Below are 23,856 nucleotides of genomic sequence, written 5' to 3'. Positions count from 1 at the left end.
CCCGTACGGGAAGGCCCGGCCGCTTCAGCTGTCCGGCTGCTCGATCACCTGGGCGATGTAGAGCGCCTCCCCGAGCTTCTCGATCAGCTCCAGCTGGGTGTCGAGGTAGTCGATGTGGTGCTCCTCGTCGGCCAGGATCGACTCGAAGATGTTCGCAGACGTGATGTCGCTCTTGCCGCGCATGACCTCGATGCCGCGCCGCAGCCGGTCGATGGCCTCGGCCTCGACCTGGCGGTCCGCCTGGAACATCTCGGTGACGGTCTGGCCCACCCGGACATGGAAGAGCCGCTGGTAGTTCGGCAGCCCGTCCAGGAACAGGATCCGGTCGGTGAGGATCTCGGCGTGCTTCATCTCGTCGAAGGACTCGGACCTGGTGTATTTCGCGAGCTTCGTCCAGCCGAAGTTCTCCTGCATCTTCGCGTGCAGGAAGTACTGGTTGATCGCCGTCAGTTCGGCGGTCAGCTGCTCGTTGAGAAACTCGATGACCTCGGGGTCGCCCTGCATTGCAGAGGCTCCTTCCAGGCGTGGATCCGGGCAGGTTTCGCGCATCCTCGCACCGCCTCCCGGGAGCGTCCAGTAAGTGGAGGCTTAGTACGAGTTGCCCCGATCCGTTCATGCCTGGTCACGACCACCCCGCTCGGTCTGTCACCATGGATGCATGGGTCAGCCGGAAAGCCGGGAGCAGCAGGGAGCGGCATCGACCGAGCTCCCACCGGGCCAGCGGCTCCAGCGGGGCTGGCCGGTCACCCACTACGGTCCGGTGCCCAAGTTCAAGCCCGACCGGTGGGAATTCCGGGTTTTCGGGGCGACGGCCGACGGCGAGAAGCACTGCTGGAACCACGAGGAGTTCTCCGCGCTGCCGTTCTCCACCGTGGTCGCCGATCTGCACTGCGTGACGAAATTCTCCATGCTCGGGGCCGAATGGGGTGGGGTCCTCGCCCGTACGCTGACCGAGCTGGCGCCGCCCGCGCCGCAGGTCACGCACGTGATGGTCTGGGCCGAGTACGGATACAGCGCCAATCTGCGGCTCGCTGACTTCACAGCTGCGAAGACACTGTTCGCCACCCACAAGGCCGGAGAGCTGCTCACCGCCGAACACGGGTTTCCGCTGCGGCTGGTCGTGCCGCAGCTCTATGCCTGGAAGGGGCCCAAATGGGTGCGCGGTGTCGAGTACATGACCGCGGATCGCCGTGGCTTCTGGGAGGAGCGCGGCTACCACAACCTCGGTGACCCGTGGCGCGAGCAGCGCTACTCGTACCAGGAGGAGCCCGGGGACGGCCCGGAACTCTGAGGGCTCCGGGCCGTCCCCGTGGCTTCCGGGGCGGGTCGTGTCAGTGGTGGTACCGGTGCACCACCGCGTGCCCCTTGCCGCGGCCGATCATCCACTTGTTGACGGGTGTGGTGACCGCGAAGGCGAGGACGAGCGAGAGGGCCAGTGAGGTCCAGAACAGTGCGTCCGCGAGCTGGGCGTTCATGGCGCTGGGCCAGAGGGTGATCACGCCGTTGTCGATGAGCTCCATCACGGCGATGGACAGGGTGTCGGCCGCGAGCGCCACCCGGAACGCCGCCTTGAACCCGACGCCCGCCCGGAGGATCGACCGCAGGGTCAGCGAGTAGCCGAAGAAGAACGCCAGCACGATCGCGGTGATCATCGTGGGCGCGTTGCCCCAGCCGAAGGCCGTGCCGATCACCATGCCGAGGATCTCGCCGATGGCGCAGCCGGTGAGGCAGTGCAGGGTCGCGCGGGCGGCCATGGACCAGCTGACCCCGCCGCCGTGTCCGGCCGGGTGGGTCTCGTGGTGCCCGGGGTGGCTGTGCTGCTCGTGGTGCGGGTGCGTGGAGTGCTGCATGTCGAGGCCCCCATGACGACGGCTGGGTATGTGATTCCTTCTCACCGGAACCACATACCCCCTCGGGGTATTCCCTCGGGGCTCCTCAGGGGCGGAGCGACTTCAGACGGGCCACGTCCGCCCGGTGTCCTTCCTTGCCGCCCGGCGTCTCGATGACGAGCGGCACCCCCTCCGTCGCCGGATGCGTGAGCAGTTCCCTGAACGGCTCCGTACCGATGTGACCCGCGCCGATGTTCTCGTGCCGGTCCTTGTGGGCGCCGGACGCCTCCTTGGAGTCGTTGGCGTGGACCAGCTTGAGCCTGCCCTCGCCGACCGTGTCCACCAGCAGATCCAGGGTCTGCTTCATCCCGCCCGGCCCCGCCAGCTCGTGCCCCGCCGCGAAGATGTGGCAGGTGTCCAGGCAGACGCCCAGCCGGGGGTGGGCGTCGAGCGCCTCGAAGTACGGGCCGAAGTCCCAGGTGCGCGAGCAGAGCGAGGAGCCCTGGCCCGCGGTCGACTCCAGGAGCAGGAAGGGGTCGTCGTCGTGGGTGAGTTCGTCGAGGAGCGGCAGCAGGTGCGTACGGACCTGGGCGAGCGCCTCCGCCCGCGGGCGTCCGCCGGTCGCCGAGCCGGTGTGCACCACCACCCCCCGCGCGCCGATCTCCCGGCCGCGGCGCAGGGAGTGGCGCAGCGAGTCCACCGAGCTCTCCACCGTCGCGGGCGTGTGCGAGCCGAAGTTGATCAGATACGGCGCGTGCACGTACGCCGTGATCTCTTCCGCCGCGCACTCCTCGCGGAACTTCTCGTCCTGGGCCGGGTTCCCGACCGGGGTGGCCCAGCCGCGCGGGTTGGCCACGAAGACCTGCACGGCCTCGGCGCCCAGCTCACGCGCGTAGGGCAGTCCGGTCTTGGCGAGGCCGCCGGCCACGGGTACATGGCCGCCGATGGGGTTGCGCACGGTGTCTTCAGAGTCCCTTGGTCTTGATGGTGATCGTGCTGCCTTCGGGTGCCTGACCGCCGCCGTCGACGGACTGGCTCGCGACGGTGTCGCTGAAGGAGAGGAACGGCCGGTCGACATGGACCTTGAACCCCTTGGCCGTCAGCGCGCTCTTCGCGTCGTCCACGCTGTCGCCCGTGACGTCGGGGACGTCGATCATCCGCGGCCCCTTGGACACCGTCAGCGTGACGGTGTCGCCCTCGGCGGCTCCGGCGCCGCCGGTCAGCGACTGCCTGGCGATCCTGCCCGCGTCCTCGGGGGAGTTGATCCGCTCCGGCGCGATCGCGACCTTCAGGTTCCGGTCCTCAAGGGCGGCGGTGGCGTCCTGAACGGACTTGCCCGTCACATCCGGTACGTCGACCGGGGCGCCCTTGGAGACGACCAGGGCGACCGCTGAGTCCGCATGACGCTCGGTGCCGGAACCCGGGGCCGTACGGATCACCGAGCCGCGCGGGACACTGTCGCTGAGTTCCCTGGTGACCATGCCGGGCGCGAGGCCCGCCTTCGTCAGGTCACGCTTGGCCTTCGCGAGCGGCTCACCCGAGACGTCGGGCACCCGCACCACCTCGGGACCCCGCGAGACGACCAGCGCCACCTTTCCGTTGTCACGGATACGGGCGCCCGACCCGGGATCGCTGCTCATGACGGTGCCGCGCTCATAGGTGTCGCTGTACTTGCGGTCGGTCTTCTCCACATCGAGACCGGCGGCCGAGATCCGCGACTTCGCGGCCTTCTCGGTCTGGCCCAGCAGGGACGGAACACGGGTGAACTGACCGGAGTTGATGTACCAGACGCCCGCCCCGACGCCGAGCACCAGCAGCACGGCCACGACCGAGGCGATCAGCCCGCGGCCCACCCGGCGACGGCGCACCGGCGCGCGCCCCCGCTCCTCCTCCGCCGGTCCCGGTGGGGGAAGCACCAGCCGGGCGGTCCGGCCGACGCCCGCCGGGGGGAGGGGACGGGGGATGACGTTCGTACGGTCCTCGGAGCTGCCCGCCGCGTCCGCGGGCTCCGTGAGCGCCTGCGGAGGAACCGCGTCGAGCTGGGCGTCACTCAGCGCGGCGCGGGTCTCGCGGACCTGGCCGAGCAGGGCCACGGCGTCGAAGGGCCGCCCCTCGGGGCTGCGGGCCGTCGCGCTCGCCACCAACTCGTCGAGACCGGCGGCGAGCCCCGGTACGACGGCGGACGGCGCGGGTACGCCCGCGTTGAGGTGCTGGTAGAGGACCTGGGCGGGGGTCTCGCCGCTGTGCGGCTTCGCGCCGGTCAGCATCTCGTACAGCACGACACCACAGGCGTAGACGTCCGCCCGGGTGTCCGCGGTGCCGAGCTCGATCTGCTCGGGCGCCAGGTAGGAGACGGTGCCCAGGATGGCCCCGGTGCTGCTGGTCTCGGTGTCCACGGCCCGTACGAGACCGAAGTCCGCGACCTTGACGCGCCCGTCGTCCCCGATCAGGACGTTCTCCGGCTTCATGTCGCGGTGCACGAACCCGGCACGGTGCGCGGCGCCGAGGGCGGCCAGCACCGGCTCCAGGATGTCCAGAGCGGCGCGGGGCCGCAGGGCGCCGCGTTCGCGCAGTACGTCGCGGAGGGTGCACCCGGCGACGTACTCCATCGCGAGGTAGACGTACGCACCGTCCGCGCCCTGGTCGAACATGCCGACCACATTGGGGTGGTCGAGGCGGGCGACCGACTTGGCCTCCCGGATGAAGCGCTCGACGAAGGTGGCGTCGACGGCGAGCGTCGGGTGCATCACCTTGAGGGCGAGGACCCGGTCCAGCCGGGTGTCGACGGCCCGGTACACCGTGGCCATGCCGCCGACGGCGATGAGCGCGTCCACCCGGTAGCGGCCGTCGAGCAACTGCCCGACGAGGGGGGCGTGCGGGTCATCAAGCGTCGTATCCACGCTGGCGAGTGTACGAGCCGGGGGTGACAGGGGTTAAGCCGTCCCGAGTGCGGGGGCGTGACTGAAGCCGAGCTGTGACAGGCCGGTGGGAGTGTCGCCGCATTCCCCTTCGAACCGCCCCTCGATCTTGCCCTGCCCGCCCGCCTGCCCGCCTGCCCGTGCGGCTGTCTTGCCTTCCAGCCCGTCCGGCGATTGAGGACAAAGGGGGCCCCGGGGGCGAGGCCCCCGGTTACGGGAAGGGGCGGGGAGGGGAACGAGCCCCGCGCAGCGGCCCCCGCCCCGCGCAGCGACCCCGCCCCCTCCCGCCCACCTCAGAACGCGGGCCGCTCCGGATCCAGCTCCGCCCGCCCGTCCACCGGCGACGACGCCCGCGCGAAGTGCCGCCGGGGAATCCGCCCCGCCCGGTACGCCAGCCGCCCCGCCTCCACCCCCCGCCGCATCGCCGACGCCATCAGCTCCGGCTCCTGCGCCCGCGTCACCGCCGACGCCAGCATCACCGCCGCACACCCCAGCTCCATCGCCAGCGTCACGTCCGACGCGGTGCCCGCCCCCGCGTCGAGGATCACCGGCACGCCCGCCTGCTCCACGATCAGCTGGAAGTTGTGCGGGTTGCGGATCCCGAGGCCGGAGCCGATGGGCGAGCCCAGCGGCATGACGGCCGCGCAGCCCGCGTCCTCCAGCCTGCGGGCGAGGACCGGGTCGTCGTTCGTGTACGGGAGGACGGTGAAGCCGTCGTCCACCAGCGTCTCCGCCGCGTCGAGCAGTTCGACCGGGTCGGGCAGCAGGGTGCGTTCGTCCGCGACGACCTCCAGCTTGATCCAGTCGGTGCCGAGCGCCTCGCGGGCCAGGCGCGCGGTCAGGACCGCCTCGCCCGCCGTGAAGCAGCCCGCCGTGTTCGGCAGGACCCGGATGGAGAGCCGGTCGAGTACGGAGAGCACCGAGCCCTGGACCGTCGGATCGAGGCGGCGCATCGCGACCGTGGTGAGTTCGGTGCCGGACGCGATCAGGGACCGCTCCAGCACGTCGAGGCTGGGGGCGCCGCCGGTCCCCATGATCAGCCGGGACGAGAGGACGGCGTCCGCGAGGGTGAGGGGATCATCTGCCATGTCCGGTTCAGCCTCCTTGGACTGCTGTGAGGATTTCGACGCGGTCGCCGTCGCCGAGCGTGGTGTCAGGCCACTGGCCGCGCGGTACGACCGTCTCGTTGACCGCAGCCGCCACACCCGACGGCGCGCCGGTCAGGCCGGCCACCAGCAGGTCGAGGGTGGTGCCGGGCGCGACCGGCCGTACCGCGCCGTTGACGGACACGTTCATGCGGACTGCTCCTGTCGTACGGGCGGATGTCGCACGGGCGGGAAGCGCCGGGGGGTGAAGGGGCGGGCCTCGGGCGGCAGCGCCCCGTCGGCCAGCAGGTCCGCCATCGCGTCGCCGGTGACGGGGGTGAGCAGGACGCCGTTGCGGAAGTGGCCGGTGGCCAGATGGAGTCCGGGCAGCGCGGTGGGGCCGAGCAGCGGCGCGTTGTCGGGGGAGGTCGGACGCAGCCCGGCGCAGGTCTCCGTGAACCGCAGTTCGGTGACACCGGGCACCAGCTCATGGGCGTCCCGCAGCAGTTCGTACACCCCGCCCGCGGTGACCGTGGTGTCCCAGCCCAGCTCCTCGCTGGTCGCGCCGATGACGAGCTCGCCGTTCTCCCGCGGTACGAGATAGAGGTGGCTGCCCCGGACCACCGCGCGGACCGTCCGGCTGAGGAACGGGGCGTACCCGGGCGGCACCGTCAGCCGCAGGACCTGCCCCTTGACCGGGCGTACCGGTGGCAGGACTTCCGCGGGCACCCCGGCGAGCCGGCCGCTGAGGCTGCCGGCCGCCAGTACCACCTGGCCGGCGGTGAGCGCGGTGCCGTCGGCCAGAACGGCGCCGGTGGCCCGGTCGCGCAGCACCGTCAGGCGTTCCGCCCAGCCCCGGTGGAAGACGACTCCGGCCCGCTCGCACGCGGTGACCAGGGCCTTCGCCAGCCGCCGCGGGTCGACCTGGTGGTCGCCGTCCACCCGGAGCCCGCCGCGTACGCCCGGCGCGAGCATCGGCTCCAGGCGCCGGCATTCGCGTCCGGTGAGCCAGGCGGAGTCCAGCCCCGAACGGAGCTGGAGCGCGTGCAGGTCCCGCAGCTGTGCGCGGTCGTCGGCATCGAGCGCGACGGCGAGCGTGCCGCAGGCGCGGTAGCCGATGTCCTGGCCGGAGGCCTCCGTCAGCTCGGCGGCGAATGCCGGATAGCGGCGGGCCGACTCCAGGTTGAGGCCGAGCAGGAGCTGCTCGCCGTGGTGCAGTTCGGTGACGGCGGCCAGCATGCCCGCGGCCACCTGCGCCGCTCCGCCGCCCGGTTCCGGATCGGCGACCGCGGTACGCAGTCCGCGCTGTGCGGACCGCCAGGCGGTGACAAGTCCGATGATCCCGCCCCCGACGACCAGTACGTCCGAGGATGTGTGCGCGTGCATAGGCGTCCAGCCCCTCCCTTCGCCGGCATGACCCGGATCAGGTTCGTACGGTCGGAGGCCGTCCAGCCTCCCTCTCAGCCCGGTACGTCCGGGCTCCCGCGAGTGGTTTAGCTTGGCAAGCCTAACCCCGCGTTCTACTCGCTGTAAGGGAGCACCGGCTGTGGCACGGTCGCTGGAAGGTCTTGTTCTCTCGCCGGTGACCGATCAGGCGCCCGGCCAGGTCGGGACGGAGACCCGGTTCACCTACCACGAACAAGCGGGCCGCATCTGGGCCGAGTACGAGGGCGGCGACATCGTCCACGGCCGTCTCGTCGGCACCCGCGAGGGCGACCGACTGGACTTCCGGTACGTCCAGTTGAAGCGCGACGGCGGCACGGCGTCCGGACACTGCGTGTCCCTCGTGACCGGACTTACCGACGGGCGGATCAGGCTCGACGAGACCTGGGAATGGGAGTCCCGGGAGGGCAGCGGGACGAGCGTGGTCGAACAACTCCCTTCCTGACGGATCGTCAGCTAATTAAGGTGGTCGGATGAGCGAGCAGCAGAGAGTCGTCATCGTCGGCGCGGGCATGGCCGGAGTGCAGACCGCGGTCGCACTGCGGGACCAGGGCTTCACCGGTACCGTCACGCTGATCGGCGAGGAGCCGCACCAGCCGTACGACAGGCCGCCGCTGTCCAAGGCGGTGCTGCTCGGCAAGGCCGAGGGATCCGCCTTCGACATCGACTTCGGGGCGCTGGGGGTCGAACTGCTGCTGGGCTGCGAGGTGTTCGGGGTGCGCCCGGGGGACCGCGAGCTGGACACGTCGCGGGGCCCCGTTCCGTACGACTCGCTCGTCGTCGCCACCGGCGCCCACCCGGTCGCGCTGCCCGGCAGCGAGGGCGTCCCCGGCGTACATCTGCTGCGCACGCTCGACGACGCCGAGGGGCTGCGGACGGTTCTCGCCGACCGGAGCGACGTGGTGGTGGTCGGGGCGGGCTGGATCGGGGCGGAGTTCGCGACGGCCGCGCGGGAGGCGGGGTGCGCGGTGACCGTCGTCGAAGCGGCCGACCGGCCGCTGGCCGGGGTGCTGCCCGCCGAGGTCGCCGCGCCGATGGCCGACTGGTACGCGGACAGCGGGGCGGAACTCGTCACGGGAGCGCGGGTGGCGCGCGTCGAGCCGGGCGCCGTCGTCCTCGCGGACGGGCGCAGGCTGCCGGCCGGGGCCGTGCTCGTCGGGATCGGGGCCCGGCCCGCGACCGGCTGGCTGGCCGGGTCCGGCATCGAACTGGGCGCCGACGGCTCGGTCACCGCCGACGACCGGCTGCGCACCTCGCTCCCCGACGTGTACGCGGTCGGCGACTGCGCCTCGTTCCCCTCCCGCCGCTTCGGCGAACGGCTGCTCGTCCACCACTGGGACAACGCCCTGCAGGGGCCGCGTACGGTCGCGGCGGACGTGATCGGCGAGACGCCGCAGAGCTACGACCCGGTGCCGTACTTCTGGTCCGAGCAGTTCGGCCGCTTCGTCCAGTACGCGGGCCACCACGCGTCCGCCGACACGATGGTCCGGCGCGGCGATCCCGTCCCGGACCCGGCGCACGGCCCGGAGGGGGCGCCTCCCGCGGGTCCCGCCTGGTCGGTGTGCTGGCTGCGGGCGGGCCGGCTGGTCGCGGTGCTCGCCGTCGGCAGGCCCCGGGACCTCGCGCAGGGCCGGAAGCTGATCGAGTCGGGAGTGCCGCTCGATCCGGCGCGGGTCGCCGATCCGGCCGTGGCGCTCAAGTCCGCCGTGCTGCCGTCCTCCTGACGCCCCGCAAGTCGCACCGGTCCGCGGAGCGCGGTGTCCGGAATGCGGACAGCCTCTTGTCCGTATTCCAAGATCGATGCAATGTGCACTCGTCATTACCTGTTCGTGTTCTGAACTTTGCTTCCGAAGGATGCACATTGTCTCGGCACAGATGGATCCGCGCACTGCGTGGCATCTCCACAGCCACCGCCGCCGTCGCCCTCGTCGGCGGCGTGCTGGCCGCTCCCGCCTACGCGGGCAGCGCTCCCCGGCCCGGCTCCAACCCGGCCGTCGACTACCAGGACCCGGTCGACGCGCTGCCGCCGGTCTCCCGCCCCGACACCAAGCACTGCTCGGTGACGGTGGACCACGACTTCGGGTACACCCTCGGCCAGCCGCCGTTCGCCACCACGCTGGCGCCTCCCGCCGCCTGCAAGGGCCCCTGGAACAAGGTCGTCCTCGACTGGTCGGGCAGCGTCAAGGGCCGTCAGTACGACCGCCTCGCCGCGGTCTTCGTCGGTGGCGCCGAGGTCTTCCGCACCAGCACGCCGGAGCCCGACGACGACGGCATCAGCTGGCACGTCGCCAAGGACATCACCGACTTCGCGCCGCTGCTGAAGGACCCGCAGAAGCTCCAGATGGAGCTGGGCAACGTTGTCAACGACACGTACACCGGTGTCTACAAGATCAAGCTGACGGTCACGTACTACCAGGCCGACAAGCGCCACCCGGCCGCCACCACGGCCGACCGGGTCGTGCCGCTCGGTAACACCGGTTCCACCGCCACTCCTTGGGTGGACGTCGCCAAGGGCGGCTCCGCGAGCAAGCAGGTCACCTTCCCGCGCAACCTGACGGCGGCGCGCCTCGAGGTGTACGCGCGCGGCGGCGGCTGCGACGAGCAGTGGTTCGACGCGGTCCCCGACGACCTCGCGGCCACGGCCCCGGACTACCTCTGCGGCGGCGGCCCCTACCGTGAGGTGCAGGTCTCCGTGGACGGCCGTCCGGCGGGCCTCGCCCAGCCGTACCCCGTCGTCTACTCCGGCGGCATCGTGCCCACCCTGTGGCGCCCGATCCCGGCGATCGACCAGTTCAAGACCGAGGCGTACGACATCGACCTGACGCCCTTCGCGGGTGAACTGGCCGACGGCAAGGCGCACACCGTCACCATCACCCCGTACGGCGCGGCCGACGGCTGGACCGTCGACGGCACGCTCTTCCTCGACACGGACGCGCACGCGTCCCGCACGAGCGGCCGGGTCACCACCGACACGCTCTCGCTGACGCCGAAGGTGAAGACCGAGCAGACCCCCAGGGCGGACGGCTCCACCGACGTCTCGGTGTCGGCCCGGCGTGACTGGAAGATCTCCGGCTACGTCGACACCTCGCGCGGCCGGGTCACCACGACCGTCGAGCAGAACTCCGCGTACACCAACACGGACGCGGTCTCGCCCACGGGCAGCCACCAGGTGATGCACCAGCGCGACCACGGCGCGACCACGGTGACGACCGCGCTCCGCGGCCACCGCGAAGCGCAGCGACACGCCTGGTCGTACCCCATCGACGTGGACATGGACATCCCGCTCTACGGCGACTACAACAACTACGAGATGAAGGCCGACGTCACCCAGCGTCGTGTGGTCATCGACACATCCCGGACCGGTTCGGCGCGCAACTGGCACACCGACGCGGTCACCGACGACACGGTGGACTCGACCGGCAGCCTCGTCCGTACGGACGGCGTGGTCCAGAGCGCGGACGGCGCGTCGAGCGAGGTGTACCGGGGCACCACGGACACCGGTGCCTGCTACTCGCACTCGCTGAAGACCGCACACGGCTGGGTCACGTCCGACCGGCAGTCCCACTGCCGCGTCTCCGACGTGGTCCGCGAGGCTCTGAAGGGCTGACGCCGCGAGGCGACTCCGGGTGCCGAGTGTCGGTGCGGGATGGCAGGCTTGTCCCGTGACCGAGATTGACGCAACAACCGATGCTCTCGTCCCCGCCTGGCTGCATCTTCCCGACATCGCCGAGATGTTCGACGTCGAGGTGACGCGGGTGCGCCAGCTCGTCAGGGACGGCACGCTGATCGCCGTGCGCCGTGGTGAGAACCGGGCCCTTCAGGTGCCCGCCGCTTTCATCGACGGCAGCAAGGTGGTCAAGGGGCTGGCCGGGACCCTGACGCTCCTGCGGGACGACGGCTTCAGCGACCAGGAGATGCTGGAGTGGCTCTTCACTCCCGACGAGACCCTGCCGGGCACGCCCGCGCAGGCGCTGAGCGAGAATCGCGGGACGGAGGTGAAGCGCCGGGCCCAGGCGCTCGCCCTCTGACCGGAGTGTGAACACCTTCGCGGTGTACGGACCGGGCCCGCCCCGGTCCGTACGCCGCATTGTCCGTACTGCACTGTCCCTTGGGGGGAACGACCCATGTCCACGGCACCCGCAGCGCTGTCCGCCGCCCGGCTCTACCTGTGTACGGACGCGCGCAAGCGGCAGGGCGATCTCCCCGAATTCCTCGATGCCGTCCTGGCCAACGGCGTGGACATCGTCCAGCTGCGCGACAAGGGCATGGAGGCAGCCGAGGAACTCGACCACCTCCAGGTCTTCGCCGATGCCTGCCGAAGGCACGGGAAGCTGCTCGCGGTGAACGACCGGGCGGACGTGGCGCACGCCATCGCCTCCGACGTGCTGCACCTGGGCCAGGGCGACCTGCCGGTCCCCGCGGCCCGCGCGCTGCTCGGCCCCGACGTGCTCATCGGCCGCTCGACGCACGCCGAGTCCGAGGTGGACGCGGCGGCCGTCGAGGCGGGCGTCGACTATTTCTGCACCGGCCCCTGCTGGCCCACCCCGACCAAGCCGGGCCGGTACGCCCCGGGCCTCGGCCTGGTGAGGTACGCGGCCGGGCTCGCCACCGCGCGGCCCTGGTTCGCGATCGGCGGGATCGACGCGGGCAACCTGGACGAGGTGCTGGACGCGGGCGCCCGCAGGATCGTGGTCGTCAGGGCGATCACCGAGGCGGACGATCCCGCGAGCGCCGCCGCCGATCTCGCCAAGAGGGTCACGGCCCGCACCCGCTGAATCCGGCCGGTGTGTCCGAAGGGTGGACAAGTACCAGGCAAATCCGGTCATAAAGCCCAGGCGCGGTTGGGTGAGTGGCAAGCCCTGACTAATCTTCCCGTATGGCCCTTGGCACTTCCTCCACCAGAACCGACCATGCGCTGACGGTGCGTGACCTGCTCGCGACCGGCCGGACGCTGTACTCCTTCGAGTTCTGGGCGCCCAAGACCGAGAAGGGCGAGCGGAACCTGTGGAACGCGCTGCGCCGGGTCGAGGCGGTGGCCCCCAGCTTCGTCTCCGTGACGTACGGCGCGGGCGGCTCGTCGCGGGCCGGGACGGTCAGGGCCACCGAGCAGATCACCTCGAACACCACGCTCACCCCGGTCGCGCATCTGACCGCCGTCGACCACTCGGTCGCCCAGCTGCGGAACATCATCGGCCAGTACGCGGACGCCGGGATCCGGAACATCCTCGCGGTCCGCGGCGACCCGCCCGGCGACCCCATGGGGGAGTGGGTCAAGCACCCGGAGGGCGTCATGTACGCCGCCGACCTGGTGCGGCTGATCAAGGAGTCCGGCGACTTCTGTGTCGGCGTCGCCGCGTTCCCCGAGATGCACCCGCGCTCGGACAACTGGGAGAGCGACATCCGGCACTTCACCGACAAGTGCCGGGCCGGCGCCGACTACGCGATCACCCAGATGTTCTTCGATCCGGAGGACTATCTGCGGATGCGTGAGCGGATCGTCGCCGCGGGCTGCGACACCCCGGTGATCCCGGAAGTCATGCCCATCACCAATGTGCGACAGCTGGAGCGATTCGCCCAGCTCAGCAACGCGCACTTCCCCGCGAGCCTGAAAGAACGCATCCTCGCGGTCAAGGACGATCCAGCCGCTGTACGCTCCATTGGCATCGAGTTCGCTACGGAGTTCTGCGCGAGGCTGCTCTCCGAGGATGTCCCTGGGCTGCACTTCATCACGCTGAACAACTCCACGGCGACCCTCGAAATCTACGAGAATCTCGGACTGCACAAGCAGTCCTGACCGGCCTACCCGCTCCACCCCCAGGGCGGCGGCCGTAAGAGGGGGGCGTATATGGGCTGGACGGTCCTCTATGTCGGGTTCGGATTCGTCGCGCTGTGGCTGCTGGGCGAAGTACTGCTCCAGTACAAGGCGAGACTGCGCTGGCGCCTGCTCGCCTTCACCGGCTTCCTCGGTGTGGTCGTGGGCGTACTGCTGCACTCGGTGCCGGTGATCGTGATGGGCGCCATCGCCTTCGCGGTCGGCCAGCTGTACGTCACTCTCTCCTTCCGGCAGGGCTTCTCCACGGGCTGGGCCATAGGAGGCTCTCCCCGGGTGAGCCGACGCCGCCGGGGCAGCGCCGAGGGCGCCACGAAGGAACCGACGCTCGAAGTCTCGGACCTGGAGTACGGCCCGGCCGACCAGGACGCGCACGACCCGCAGGACGAGAACGCCTTCCCGCAGCACGGCCAGGACCAGCAGGGCGAGCAGTCGTCGTACGGCACGGCGGAACAGCCCGCCTACAGCGAGTACGGCTACAGCGAGAACGCCTACGCACAGGCCGCGTACCAGCCGGTGGCCGCCGGGGCCGAGGAGTCCACCGGGGCGGGCGTCTACGCCCCGCAGCCGTTGCCGGACGACACCGGGCAGTACGGGATATACAGCGACACCGCGTACGGGGCCGCCGCGCAGTACGGCAGCGGCGAGGCCACCGGCCCGGACCAGCACGGGCAGCAGTACCCCGGGCAGTACGGGTACGGAGCCGACCAGCAGCAGTACGCCGCCTACTCGGACCCGTACATCGGCGCGGGCCAGCCCATGTACGACAACTCCTACGGCGGCCGGCAGCAGTACGCCGATCCGTACGCCGAGCAGTACGCCAACGACACCCCGCCCGGCGGGGTCTGGGTCCCCCAGCAGCGGGACACCGAGCCGCCCTTCGGCGCGCCGGATCAGCCGGCGAACGAGCCGCACCACAACGGCTACCACGGGTACCCCGACCACGACGGTCAGCAGCACCGGTACTGACGCCGCGTCAAGTCCCGTACGGGGCAAGGGAGCCGGATCGGGCGAGGGGGCCGGCGGAGGGCGCGGCGGCTCCCCGAGGGCCCGGCGCGGCGCTCACTGCGAGCCGCGGAACCCCTCGCCCTCGACGATCAGGCCGGCGGCCAGCGCCCCGGACATCCCGGCGTGGGGCAGCCCGCCCCCGGGATGCGACCAGCCGCCCACGAAGCTGAGACCGGACAGCGGCGACCGGTTGGGCGCGGGCAGCAACTGCCCGTGCGCACCGGCCAGCGCCGGTCCCGGTACCCGGAGCGTGCCGGTCTCCCGCAGGGTGTCGGCCGGGGTCCGCACCTCCCGCCACAGGACCCGCTCGCGAAGTCCGGGCACCGCGGCCTCGGCCGCGGCCACCACCCGGTCGGCGAACCCGGGCGGAACCTCGTCCGCCGCGCCGTCCGTGACCGGGACCGTGACGGTCAGGGTGAGCGCCTCGTGGCCCTCGCCGGGGACGAGTTCGGGGTCGCCGGGGCGCAGTACCGTCACCATCGGCAGGTCCTCGTCCGCCCGGTGCACCACGGTGCGGTGCACGGCGTCGGCGGGCCGTTCCCCGCGCAGGGCCAGACAGACCACGACCCGGCCGGTACGCGGGCCCGCCTCCCGCTGCGGCCAGGAGACCGACCGCACCGGGGCACCCGCCACCACCTGGTCCGCCACCACGCGCTGCCCGTCGGCCAGTTCGAGACCGCAGGCCCGGCCGTCCTTCTCGGTGACGTCCACCACCTCGGAGCCGAAGACGAACTCGACCCTCCTGGCCAGGCACCGCTGGTACACCGCGTCCGCCAGCGCGCGCATCCCGCCGCGCACGTACCAGTTGCCGAAGGTCTGCTCCATGTACGGCAGTACGGCCGCCGAGGCGGGCACCGTCAGCGGATCGAAGCCGTACGACAGCGCGTAACTCCCCAGCAGCGCCGCCAGCCGGGGGTCGCGCAGCTCCCTGCTGCCCACCTCGGCGAGCGTGGACGCGCTGCGCCGCAGCAGACCGGTCCTGAGCGCCGGATACGGGTCGTCGCCGAGGGGGGCGGGATCGGCGGGCAGCGGCTCTTCGAGGAGCGGGCGCCTGGTCCGGTCCCAGGTGACCCGCGCCCGGTCCAGGAACTCACCCCAGCGGGCGCCCGCACCGCCGCCCAGCGCCGCATCGAGGGCTGCCACGACCCCGGCCCGTGAGGCGTTCGGCAGCAGGACGTCGCTGCCGTCGGCGAAGAGATGGCGGCTCGCCGGATCCACCTGGACCAGCTCGACACACTTCTCCAGCGGCTCCCGGCCGGTCTTGACGAACAAGTCGCGGTAGACGGCGGGCAATTGGAGCAGTCCGGGCCCGGTGTCGAAGGCGAATCCGTCCCGTTCGAAGCGGCGTACCGCCCCGCCGTACGTCGCCGAGCGCTCGTACACCGTCACCCGGTGGCCTGCCACAGCCAGCCGGGCGGCAGCCGCCATGGCGCCCATCCCGGCGCCGATCACCGCAATCCGTGCCATGACAGGAACTCTAGACGGCCACCGCGCCGGGGTGAGCCCGCGTCCACAGGTCTGAGTACCTGTACCTAGTCGCCGAGATGAGTAATTGCGCGGATGGGCTCCCACCTGCGCGGACGGCAGAGTGTGGGACACGGAAGGGGCGCGGCGCCGGCACTGCCGACACGGGGCGGCGGAACGGTGCGGCTCCCCTGCCGAGTACGGAAAGGTACGGGGGAGCACCACGGGGGAGTACGAAGAAGCGCCGCTCCGGTACGGCTCGGAAGGATTCGGGCCCGGCCGGGACGGCGCTCTTTCGTTGCCGTCCCGGCCGGGCCCGAATCCCGAGGCCCCCGACCTGCGGCCCCCGACCTGCGGTCCCTGTCCTGCGGTTCCGTCCTCTGGTTCCGCCGCTGGTTCCGCACGGGCGCCGAGGGGCGGGTCAGCGCCCGCCGACCCGCCCGTGCAGCAACCGCGAGAGGGCCGCGTGGACCTCGTCGACCGACCGGTCGGGCTGGAACGACTGCCAGTCCAGCGCGGCCACCAGCACCATCCCGACCAGCGCCGCGGCCGTCAGCGGAGTGTCGATGTCCTCGCCCAGCTCACCGTCCTCCACGGCTTCGCCCAGCACGGTCTCGACCACGGCGACCGCTTCCTGCCGCAGTTCGAGCAGGGTCGGCTGCCAGGCCCGGTTGGTACGCCACAGTTCGGCGACGTAGAGCTGGGTGAAGGCCGGATGGCGGTCGATGAAGACCAGACCGGACCGGATCATGGCGTCCAGCGCCTCCACCTTGGTGCCGCCGCGCTCCGCCGTTCCGTCGGCCGCCGACCGCAGGGCCGTGGTGAGCAGCCCCACGCCGTACCGCAGCAGCTCCTCGAAGAGGACGCTCTTGCTCGCGAAGTTGTAGTAGACCGTGCCCTTCGCGACGCCTGCGCGCTCGGCGATCTCCTCCACCGTCGTCGCCGAGAACCCCTTCTCCGCGATGAGGGTGACAGCTGCCTCGTACAGCTTCCGGCGGGTGGCCTGCCGTCTGGTGCTGGTGTCCATGGGGCGAATTCTCACAGGTCCGCCGAGCGCGGGAGCCACCCGCCCCGGGCGCGGTGGTGGGCGCGAAGACACTGGTCAGAGCCGATTGTCAGTGGTGACCTGCACAGTGGGCACATACGGCCACAGCGCCGTCACACGACAGGAGGTTCGTCATGGCCGGCTCGAACGCCTCAGCAGCGCACAGGCACCGTGTCACCGTCCCTGCCCCTGCCCCCGCCCTCACGTCTCTGCCTTCGCCTCCGTCCCCACCGTCGTCCGCGTCCGCGCCTTCACCTTCGTCTTCGTGGAGCGGCCCGGCGGGCGACATCCACCCCGTCCCGCGCCGTACGACGGCCCCGCCTGCCGCCCTGGATCTGCTGACCCAGGCGCGGGCGGGACTCGACGAAGCCGCCGCCCTCGCCTCGCCGAACGAGCGCTATGCCACCGCCCATCTCGCGGCCCTGCGGACGGCCGCCGCGGTGCTCGCCGCGCGGGCCCGCCCCGAGACGGCCCCGCGCCGCAGGCAGCGCATCCGTACGGCCTGGGAGATCCTGCCGGAGATCGCCCCCGAGCTGACCGAGTGGAGCGCGCTGTTCGCCTCGGGCGCGCCCCGCAGGGCCAGGGCGGAGGCCGGGATACCGGGCGCCGCGGGCACCCGCGACGCCGACGACCTGTTGCGTGACGCGGCGATGTTCCTGCGCCTGGTCGAACGGCTCCTCGTCATCCAGCCGGTGCTGCCGCATCCCGGGACGGAGCGCCCGCACGCGGGGTGACCAGGGGGAGCTTCGAAGGCAATAGGGTGGGAGCCAGTCTTTGCTGTCTACGGCCCGCCGTCCGCGGCGGCACCGCGCCGAGGAGTCAACCCCCGTGTCGGACCAGCTGCGCCCCCGCGCCTCCCTTCGTACCGCCGTGGTGTGGGACGTACTCAAGGACGCTCTCGACCGCAGGGCCGAAGCGACCGGCCGGGACACCCTGGACGTCCTCGACACCGGGGGCGGCACCGGCAACTTCGCGGTGCCCGTCGCCCGCCTCGGCCACCGTGTCACCGTGGTCGACCCCAGCCCCAACGCCCTGTTCGGACTTGAGCGCAGGGCGGCGGAGGCCGGAGTGGCCGACCAGGTGCGCGGGGTGCAGGGAGACGTGCTCGGGCTGTTCGACGTGGTGGAGCGCGGCGGGTACGACGCGGTGCTCTGCCACGGCGTCCTCGAATACGTGGAGGACCCGGCCGAGGGCGTCAGGAACGCGGTCGACGCGCTCCGCCCGGCGGGTGCGCTCAGCCTGCTCGCCGCCGGGCTCGGCGGGGCCGTCCTGGCCAGGGCGCTGGCCGGACACTTCAGCGAGGCCCGGCAGGCGCTCACCGACCCGGCAGGGCGCTGGGGCGAGGGCGACCCGGTACCGCGCCGGTTCACCGCCGAGCAGCTCACCGGGCTGGTCGCCGCGGCCGGTGTGGAGGTCGGCGCGGTGCACGGGGTCCGGGTCTTCGCCGACCTCGTCCCCGGTGTCCTGGTCGACACCGAGCCGGGCGCCCTGGAAGCGCTGCTGAAGCTGGAGGCAGCCGCAGCGGAGCAGCCCGCCTTCCACTCGGTCGCCACCCAGCTGCACGTACTGGGCGAGAAGCAGGGCTGATCAGCACCGCAGTCGCGTACGGAGTGGGTCACAGGCCCCCCGATCGGGGGCTGGTCCCCGTATGATCGGGGTAACCATCCGGCATGACGGTCCGGCCGTCGGGGAATGCACGCCTCGACAGCCGTGCCTGCGTGGTGGCCCGGATGGTGAATTGGCGTAGAGGGCGGGTATCACGGGGGCGATTCCCTGCCTATTCTGGAAAGGCCGCATCACGGTCGCCCCCCGCGACCGACGAGTAGGAGGACTCCGTGCCGCTCTCGGAGCACGAGCAGCGCATGCTCGAGCAGATGGAGCGAGCGCTGTACGCCGAAGATCCCAAGTTCGCGACAGCGCTTGAGGGAAGCGGGCTGCGTACGTACACCCGTCGTCGGGTGTATCAGGCGGTCGCTGGCTTTCTGGTGGGTATCGCGCTCCTCATGGCCGGAATGGTCGCCCAGCAGATCTGGATCAGCGTGGTGGGGTTCCTCGTCATGCTCGGCTGCGCAGTGCTTGCGGTCACCGGATGGCGCAAAGCGCCCAAGCCCGGTGAACAACCACAGGCCGGAGGCCCGGTCGCGGGCCGGCAATCCAGGAAACACCGGTCGGTGATGACCCGTATCGAGGAGCGGTGGCAGCGCCGCCGCGATGAACAGGGGCACTGAGCACGCAGCCGGGCGGAACGTACAGACGGACGTACAGGTGAGGGGCGACCGCTTCCGGGCGGTCGCCCCTCACCTGTACGCCGGCGTCCGATCAGCCGCGCCGATCAGCCGCGCCGATCAGCCGCGCCGCCCGGCCGGTCGCCGTACGGTCGCCGCCCACCGGCCGAGTCCCGCGCGGCGTTCCCTCCAGCGGCCCGCGGACGCCTCCCGGCGCCGGGAGATCTCCCACACCACCCGTACGGACGAGCGGGGAGCGAGCACTGCGCGGAGCCGCGTCGTCCACCCCGCACCGGCCCGCAGAGCGGCCCGGATCTGCCGGACGTCCTCGGTGAGGCCGCCCACCTCGCCGGGCAGCGGCGCGTACAGCACCTGCTCCACCGCACCCGCCACCCGGTGCACCGCTTCGGCAGCCCGGCCGGTCAGCTCACCGACCCGCACGATGTGCGCCGCTGTCCTGCGGGGCGTCTGTGACTCGTCGGGGGTGATCCCGTGGTCCCAGGCCGAGTCGGTGATCTCCCGCCAGGCGGCCAGCGTCCGGTGAGCGGCGTCCGCGGGCGTCCGCCCACCGGACCCCAGCCGTCGTGACCTCGCCCTGGTCCGCCACAGCATCGGCAGCGAGAGCAGCAGGACGACGAGGATCGCGGCCAGCACGCCGCCCACCACCGGCCCCAGCGGGGTCCCCCGGTCGACGGGCGGCACACCGCCCCCCTGCGCCGCCGCACCGCAGTCGTTCAGCTTGCGCATCTGCGGCGGGCAGGCGGCCGTCGCAGACGGCGTCGCGGCCGGTGCCGCCGAGGTGGTGGCCTCCGGCCTGGCCGGGGCCACCGGACCGTCGGACGAGTTGTCCGCACGGGTGTAGGACGGAACGGAGCCGCGCGTCGGGGTGGGCTCGAACCGGGTCCAGCCCACGCCCTCGAAGTACAGCTCCGGCCAGGCGTGAGCGTCACGGAGCCCGACCGACATCGTGCCGTCCGGCTGTGCGGTGCCCGGCGTGAAGCCGACCGCCACCCGGGCGGGGATGTGCAGGGTCCTGGCCATCGCCGCCATCGAGAAGGCGAAATGGACGCAGAAGCCCTGCTTCTGCTTCAGGAAGCGGGCGATCGCGGAGGTTCCGGTGCCCGACTGCACCTGGGTGTCGTAGGTGAACCCGCCGTCCGACGCGAACCAGTCCTGCATCTTGACCGCACGCTCGTAGTCGTTCGTGGCGCCGGCCGTCACCTGCTCCGCGGTCTTCTTCACCACGTCCGGCAGCGAGTCCGGCACCCGTGTGTACTCACGCAGCAGCGCGCCCGTCGGCTGCGGGGCCGCGGCCAGCTGGGCCGCCGTCGGCTGTACGAGCAGACTGCTCACCCCGTACTGCACACCGCGAGTGGTCTGTCCCCGGTCGCCCACCAGGGTCCGCCCGGCCGGCTCGAAGCGCCAGCGTCCCTTGATGTCCACCTTCGTCGCCGGGTACGGGAGCGGCAGCCAGTTCTGCGCGTACCATCCCGCGGCCGAGATATTGGTCTTCACCTCGGTGGTGGCGACCTCCGGGCTCAGCCCCGCCGGTCTGGGCAGTTCCTCCGGCACGTCCCCGATGCGGCGCTCCGACGACTTCCACGCGGTGCCGTCGAACTCGTCGAGCGAGACGATCCGCAGATACATCCCCCCGGTGTCGCTCGCGTTGGTGCGGTAGCGCATCACCTCGCGGTCGTCGGACTGGGTGAGGCTGTTCTGCAGCGAGACCAGCGGGTTCACCGCGGAGATGGTGCCCCCGCCACCCCCGGGCCCCTTGCCCGCGCCCGTGCCGCCCAGCAGTCCGGTGTCCAGCGCCGGGAGCGCAGCGGGGATCACCAGGGCGAACCCCAGAGCCACGGCACCGATGCGCCGACCGGTACGGGCGGGCGCCGTGGGACCGCCACCGGCCTCGAACCCCATGGCGTTACGCCCCCGCCGGGCCGCCTGGCCGCCGAAGACCCGTCCCCACTGGGCGAGCCGGTCCTTCCCCTCGGCCAGCAGAAGCAGCAGATACCCGGAGGCGGCGAGGACGAACCACAGCCAGGCGGCGCCGCTCTGCGCGATACCGGCGGCGACGGAGTACAGCGCGAGCAACGGCAGCCCGGCGGGTGCCGCACTGCGGTACGTCACGGCCAGCGCGTCCACCAGCAGACCGATCAGCAGCACCCCGCCGATCAGGATCAGCCGGATGCTCTCGGTGGCCGGTGCCGGTATGGCGAAACGTCCTATGTCGTCCCCGCCCCGGCGCAGCAGCGCCCCGAGGTGCTCAACGGCCTCCGGGCCCGGCACGACGCCGCCGAAGGCCTGCCCCCTGGCGAAGATCAGGGTGAGGATCAGCAGCGCCGTCACGGCCTGGGCCGCCACCGTCATCGGCCGGGCCAGCGGTACCCGCCGGGTGAGCGCGCCCACCCCGCTCTGGACGGCCAGCACCAACGCGGCCTGCACGATCCACGACACCGGGTCGACCAGCGGCAGCAGCGCGCACGCCGCGAGCATCGTGGCGATGTAGGCGCACAGCGCCAGCCTCCCGCGGCCACTCATGACCATCCCCCAGGCGTCTCCGTCGTACCGCTGTGCCAGGCCGCGGAGCCCAGGGTGCTGCGCTGCTGACCCGCCTGGCGCCACAGCTCGGCGAGCGGCACCCCGGGCCGGACCTCCAGCGCGGTCCAGCCGGCGTCCCGCAGCAGCCGCAGCCGGTGCGCACCGGCCTCCGGGGCCGTCCCGCCGCGCGCCCAGACGTCGCTGTTCAGCACGAATGCGACGGCCGCGCCGCTGCGCTGCCGCATCCGGGCGGCCACCGCGGCCTGCTCCTCGTCCAGATCGCCGAAGAAGGCGACCAGAAGTCCTTCGTTCCCGCCGCGCAGTACGTCGTACGAGCGGGAGAGCCCGGCCTCGTCGGAGTGCTCGACGACAGCCAGGGTGTCCATCATCAGCCCGGCGGAGTCCGCGGATCCCTGGGCGGACCCGGCGAAACCGTCCGCACCCTCGCCCGGTACCGAACTGCCGGTATCGGTCAGCAGCCTTACCGAGAAGCCCCGTTCCAGCACGTGCACCAGCGCCGAAGCCGCCCCGGAGACCGCCCATTCGAAGGCCGAGTCGGGCCCGGCGCCCTGGTACGCACCACGGCGGGTGTCGAGCAGCACCGTGCAGCGGGCCCGCTGCGGCTGCTCCTCGCGGCGCACCATCAGCTCCCCGTAGCGCGCCGTCGAGCGCCAGTGCACCCGGCGCAGGTCGTCACCGTGCCGGTAGCCGCGAGGGATCACGTCGTCCTCGCCCGCCAGGGCGAGCGAACGCTGCCTGCCTTCGCCGTACCCGGCCGCTTCACCGGTGAGCCGTACCGGCGGCAGCGGTTCGGTCCTGGGGATGACGGTCAGGGTGTCGTGCGAACTGAACGAGCGGGTCAGCTCGCACATCCCGAACGGGTCGCTCAGCCGCAGCTGGAGCGGGCCCAGCGGATAGCGCCCGCGCAGATCCGACCGGACCCGGTAGGACACCTCACGCCGACCGCCCGCCTCCACCCGGTCGAGTACGAACCTGGGGCGCGGCCCCAGCACGTACGGCACCCGGTCCTGGAGCATCAGCAAGCCCGTGGGCAGCCGCGAGACGTTCTCCATCCGCAGATGGACACGTGCCTCGGACCCGGCGGGCACCCGGGCGGGCGAGAGCCGTCTGCTGCCCGAGACCCGGTGGCGCGTGCGGTGCAGCACGGTGACGCAGACCAGCGGCAGCACCGCCAGCAGCAGCCCCACGCGCAGCAGATCGCCCTGACCCAGGACGTACGCGCACGCTCCGGCGGCGACCCCGGCCGCCAGGAACGAACGGCCGCGCGTGGTCAGCCCGGACAGCGCCGTCCGCAGCCCGCCCCTGTCCTCGTCGACGGCGGTCCCGGCACCCCCGACGGTCATCACAGCCGCCGGGCGCCGGGCTGCTGACGGTTGTCGTGCGCGGGCACCGGGGTCTGCTGGACGATCTCCAGCACGACCTGCTCCGCGGTGCGGCGGCTCAACTGGGCCTGCGCGGTGGGCAGCAGTCGGTGCGCGAGCACCGCGACCGCCAGCGCCTGGACGTCGTCGGGCAGCGCGTACTCCCGTCCGCTCAGCGCCGCGGCGGCCTTCGCGGCGCGCAGCAGATGCAGCGTGGCCCGCGGGGATGCGCCGAGTCTGAGGTCCGGGTGGCTGCGGGTGGCCGTGACCAGCTGCACCGCGTACCGCCGGACCGCCTCGGCGACGTGGACCGCCCGTACTGCGTCGACGAGCTTCAGGACCTCGTGGGCGTGCGCCACCGGCTGGAGATCGTCCAGCGGCGAGACCGAACCGTGCACATCGAGCATCCGCAGCTCGGCCTCCGGGCTCGGATAACCGATGGAGACCCGGGCCATGAACCGGTCCCGCTGCGCTTCGGGCAGCGGGTACGTGCCCTCCATCTCCACCGGGTTCTGCGTGGCCACCACCATGAAGGGGCTGGGCAGTTCGTACGTCTGCCCGTCGATGGTGACCTGGCGCTCCTCCATCGATTCGAGCAGCGCCGACTGGGTCTTCGGAGAGGCGCGGTTGATCTCGTCGCCGATCACGATCTGCGCGAAGATCGCCCCCGGTTTGAACTCGAACTCGCGCCGTTGCTGGTCGAAGATCGACACACCGGTGATGTCCGACGGCAGCAGGTCGGGCGTGAACTGGATACGCCGTACCGAGCAGTCGATGGAGCGCGCCAGCGCCTTGGCGAGCATGGTCTTGCCCACGCCCGGTACGTCCTCGATGAGCAGATGCCCCTCAGCGAGAAGCACGGTCAGCGAAAGCCGTACGACCTCAGGCTTGCCCTCGATCACACCCTCCACCGACCTGCGGATGCGCTCCGCTGTGGTGGTCAGATCTGTGAGGCTCGCTCGATCGTCATAGGTCGTCACCCGGCCCTCCTCGGCCCTTCCCCCACGCTCCTGAGGAGCAGGGGATACCCCTTTCACGGACCAGGGCACTGCGCACGGCCCGGCCCACCCCGAACAGCGACGCCCC

At 71.9% G+C, this 23,856-nt stretch carries 23 protein-coding genes and 1 riboswitch; of the genes, 11 read left to right on the top strand and 12 right to left on the bottom strand.

The features are described from left to right. Positions 1–24: 24 nt before the first annotated feature. On the bottom strand, positions 25–504 hold the full coding sequence (gene bfr / locus OG709_RS08595; RefSeq protein ID WP_250303673.1) for a bacterioferritin: 480 nt from the start codon (positions 502–504) through the stop codon (positions 25–27). A 154-nt stretch (positions 505–658) separates the two neighbouring features. On the opposite strand from bfr, the gene OG709_RS08590 reads away from it, so the two are divergent. Then, complete coding sequence (locus OG709_RS08590) at positions 659–1,291, top strand: sulfite oxidase-like oxidoreductase (protein WP_250303674.1); 633 nt, start codon at positions 659–661, stop codon at positions 1,289–1,291. Between the two features lie 40 nt (positions 1,292–1,331). Here OG709_RS08590 and OG709_RS08585 read toward each other — a convergent pair whose 3' ends face one another. The 6 genes from OG709_RS08585 to thiO form a co-directional block, all read right to left on the bottom strand. Continuing rightward, positions 1,332–1,850, bottom strand: a complete 519-nt coding sequence (locus OG709_RS08585; protein ID WP_250303675.1) for a DUF4396 domain-containing protein — start codon at positions 1,848–1,850, stop codon at positions 1,332–1,334. 85 nt (positions 1,851–1,935) lie between these two features. Next, positions 1,936–2,787, bottom strand: a complete 852-nt coding sequence (locus OG709_RS08580; protein WP_266643546.1) for a deoxyribonuclease IV — start codon at positions 2,785–2,787, stop codon at positions 1,936–1,938. Positions 2,788–2,794: 7 nt separating this feature from the next. After that, positions 2,795–4,729 (bottom strand): Stk1 family PASTA domain-containing Ser/Thr kinase, encoded by a 1,935-nt coding sequence (pknB, locus tag OG709_RS08575; RefSeq protein WP_329165477.1) that lies wholly within the window; start codon positions 4,727–4,729, stop codon positions 2,795–2,797. A 311-nt stretch (positions 4,730–5,040) separates the two neighbouring features. After that, on the bottom strand, positions 5,041–5,835 hold the full coding sequence (locus tag OG709_RS08570) for a thiazole synthase (RefSeq protein ID WP_250303678.1): 795 nt from the start codon (positions 5,833–5,835) through the stop codon (positions 5,041–5,043). Between the two features lie 7 nt (positions 5,836–5,842). Beyond that, positions 5,843–6,043 carry a sulfur carrier protein ThiS gene (thiS, locus tag OG709_RS08565; protein WP_250303679.1) on the bottom strand — a complete coding sequence of 67 codons (201 nt, stop codon included), beginning with the start codon at positions 6,041–6,043 and terminating at the stop codon, positions 5,843–5,845. Then, complete coding sequence (gene thiO / locus OG709_RS08560) at positions 6,040–7,218, bottom strand: glycine oxidase ThiO (protein WP_250303680.1); 1,179 nt, start codon at positions 7,216–7,218, stop codon at positions 6,040–6,042. Before thiO ends, thiS begins: the two co-directional genes overlap by 4 nt. Continuing rightward, a riboswitch (TPP riboswitch) is annotated at positions 7,216–7,328 on the bottom strand. (Overlaps the previous gene by 3 nt.) A gap of 50 nt (positions 7,329–7,378) precedes the next feature. Here thiO and OG709_RS08555 point away from each other — a divergent pair. From OG709_RS08555 to OG709_RS08525, 7 genes are all read left to right on the top strand, one after another. Then, the gene (locus OG709_RS08555) at positions 7,379–7,720 is read left to right on the top strand and encodes a hypothetical protein (protein WP_250303681.1); all 342 of its coding nucleotides are present in this window, start codon (positions 7,379–7,381) and stop codon (positions 7,718–7,720) included. Between the two features lie 28 nt (positions 7,721–7,748). Then, a complete protein-coding gene (locus tag OG709_RS08550; protein ID WP_326695054.1) occupies positions 7,749–8,999 on the top strand; it encodes an NAD(P)/FAD-dependent oxidoreductase in 1,251 nt (416 codons plus the stop codon). A 137-nt stretch (positions 9,000–9,136) separates the two neighbouring features. Then, positions 9,137–10,882 carry a peptide-N4-asparagine amidase gene (locus OG709_RS08545; protein ID WP_250303683.1) on the top strand — a complete coding sequence of 582 codons (1,746 nt, stop codon included), beginning with the start codon at positions 9,137–9,139 and terminating at the stop codon, positions 10,880–10,882. A 55-nt stretch (positions 10,883–10,937) separates the two neighbouring features. Then, positions 10,938–11,303 (top strand): Rv2175c family DNA-binding protein, encoded by a 366-nt coding sequence (locus OG709_RS08540; protein ID WP_250303684.1) that lies wholly within the window; start codon positions 10,938–10,940, stop codon positions 11,301–11,303. A 96-nt stretch (positions 11,304–11,399) separates the two neighbouring features. Continuing rightward, positions 11,400–12,050, top strand: a complete 651-nt coding sequence (gene thiE / locus OG709_RS08535; protein WP_250303685.1) for a thiamine phosphate synthase — start codon at positions 11,400–11,402, stop codon at positions 12,048–12,050. 101 nt (positions 12,051–12,151) lie between these two features. Further along, complete coding sequence (gene metF / locus OG709_RS08530) at positions 12,152–13,069, top strand: methylenetetrahydrofolate reductase [NAD(P)H] (protein WP_250303686.1); 918 nt, start codon at positions 12,152–12,154, stop codon at positions 13,067–13,069. Between the two features lie 51 nt (positions 13,070–13,120). After that, positions 13,121–14,074: a hypothetical protein gene (locus OG709_RS08525; protein WP_326695057.1), complete on the top strand. Its 954-nt coding sequence runs from the start codon at positions 13,121–13,123 to the stop codon at positions 14,072–14,074. Positions 14,075–14,167: 93 nt separating this feature from the next. On the opposite strand, the gene OG709_RS08520 is transcribed toward OG709_RS08525, so the two are convergent. Both OG709_RS08520 and OG709_RS08515 read right to left on the bottom strand, forming a co-directional pair. Beyond that, a complete protein-coding gene (locus tag OG709_RS08520) occupies positions 14,168–15,580 on the bottom strand; it encodes a phytoene desaturase family protein (protein ID WP_329165469.1) in 1,413 nt (470 codons plus the stop codon). A gap of 418 nt (positions 15,581–15,998) precedes the next feature. Continuing rightward, on the bottom strand, positions 15,999–16,604 hold the full coding sequence (locus OG709_RS08515) for a TetR/AcrR family transcriptional regulator (protein WP_329165467.1): 606 nt from the start codon (positions 16,602–16,604) through the stop codon (positions 15,999–16,001). A gap of 152 nt (positions 16,605–16,756) precedes the next feature. Here OG709_RS08515 and OG709_RS08510 point away from each other — a divergent pair, with 152 nt between their 5' ends. The 3 genes from OG709_RS08510 (at position 16,757) to OG709_RS08500 (ending at position 18,850) form a co-directional block, all read left to right on the top strand. Beyond that, positions 16,757–17,356, top strand: a complete 600-nt coding sequence (locus OG709_RS08510) for an SAV_6107 family HEPN domain-containing protein (RefSeq protein WP_250303690.1) — start codon at positions 16,757–16,759, stop codon at positions 17,354–17,356. A gap of 94 nt (positions 17,357–17,450) precedes the next feature. Then, complete coding sequence (locus OG709_RS08505) at positions 17,451–18,209, top strand: methyltransferase (protein WP_250303691.1); 759 nt, start codon at positions 17,451–17,453, stop codon at positions 18,207–18,209. Positions 18,210–18,457: 248 nt separating this feature from the next. Next, positions 18,458–18,850: a DUF3040 domain-containing protein gene (locus OG709_RS08500; protein ID WP_250303692.1), complete on the top strand. Its 393-nt coding sequence runs from the start codon at positions 18,458–18,460 to the stop codon at positions 18,848–18,850. 117 nt (positions 18,851–18,967) lie between these two features. Here the strand turns inward: OG709_RS08500 and OG709_RS08495 are convergent, their stop codons facing one another. The 3 genes from OG709_RS08495 to OG709_RS08485 are packed head-to-tail and all read right to left on the bottom strand — an operon-like array spanning position 18,968 to position 23,750. After that, on the bottom strand, positions 18,968–21,388 hold the full coding sequence (locus OG709_RS08495) for a transglutaminase TgpA family protein (RefSeq protein ID WP_326695059.1): 2,421 nt from the start codon (positions 21,386–21,388) through the stop codon (positions 18,968–18,970). After that, positions 21,385–22,752, bottom strand: a complete 1,368-nt coding sequence (locus OG709_RS08490; protein ID WP_329165462.1) for a DUF58 domain-containing protein — start codon at positions 22,750–22,752, stop codon at positions 21,385–21,387. The genes OG709_RS08495 and OG709_RS08490 overlap by 4 nt, the downstream gene beginning before the upstream one ends. After that, entirely contained in the window at positions 22,752–23,750 is a 999-nt protein-coding gene (locus tag OG709_RS08485; RefSeq protein ID WP_250303695.1) for an AAA family ATPase, read from the bottom strand. The genes OG709_RS08490 and OG709_RS08485 overlap by 1 nt, the downstream gene beginning before the upstream one ends. Positions 23,751–23,856 lie beyond the last annotated feature (106 nt).

The organism is Streptomyces sp. NBC_01267, assembly GCF_036241575.1.
Classification (GTDB): Bacteria; Actinomycetota; Actinomycetes; order Streptomycetales; family Streptomycetaceae; genus Streptomyces.
Note: the sequence above shows the minus strand (reverse complement) of the source record. Positions and strands in the feature narration are given on the sequence as shown.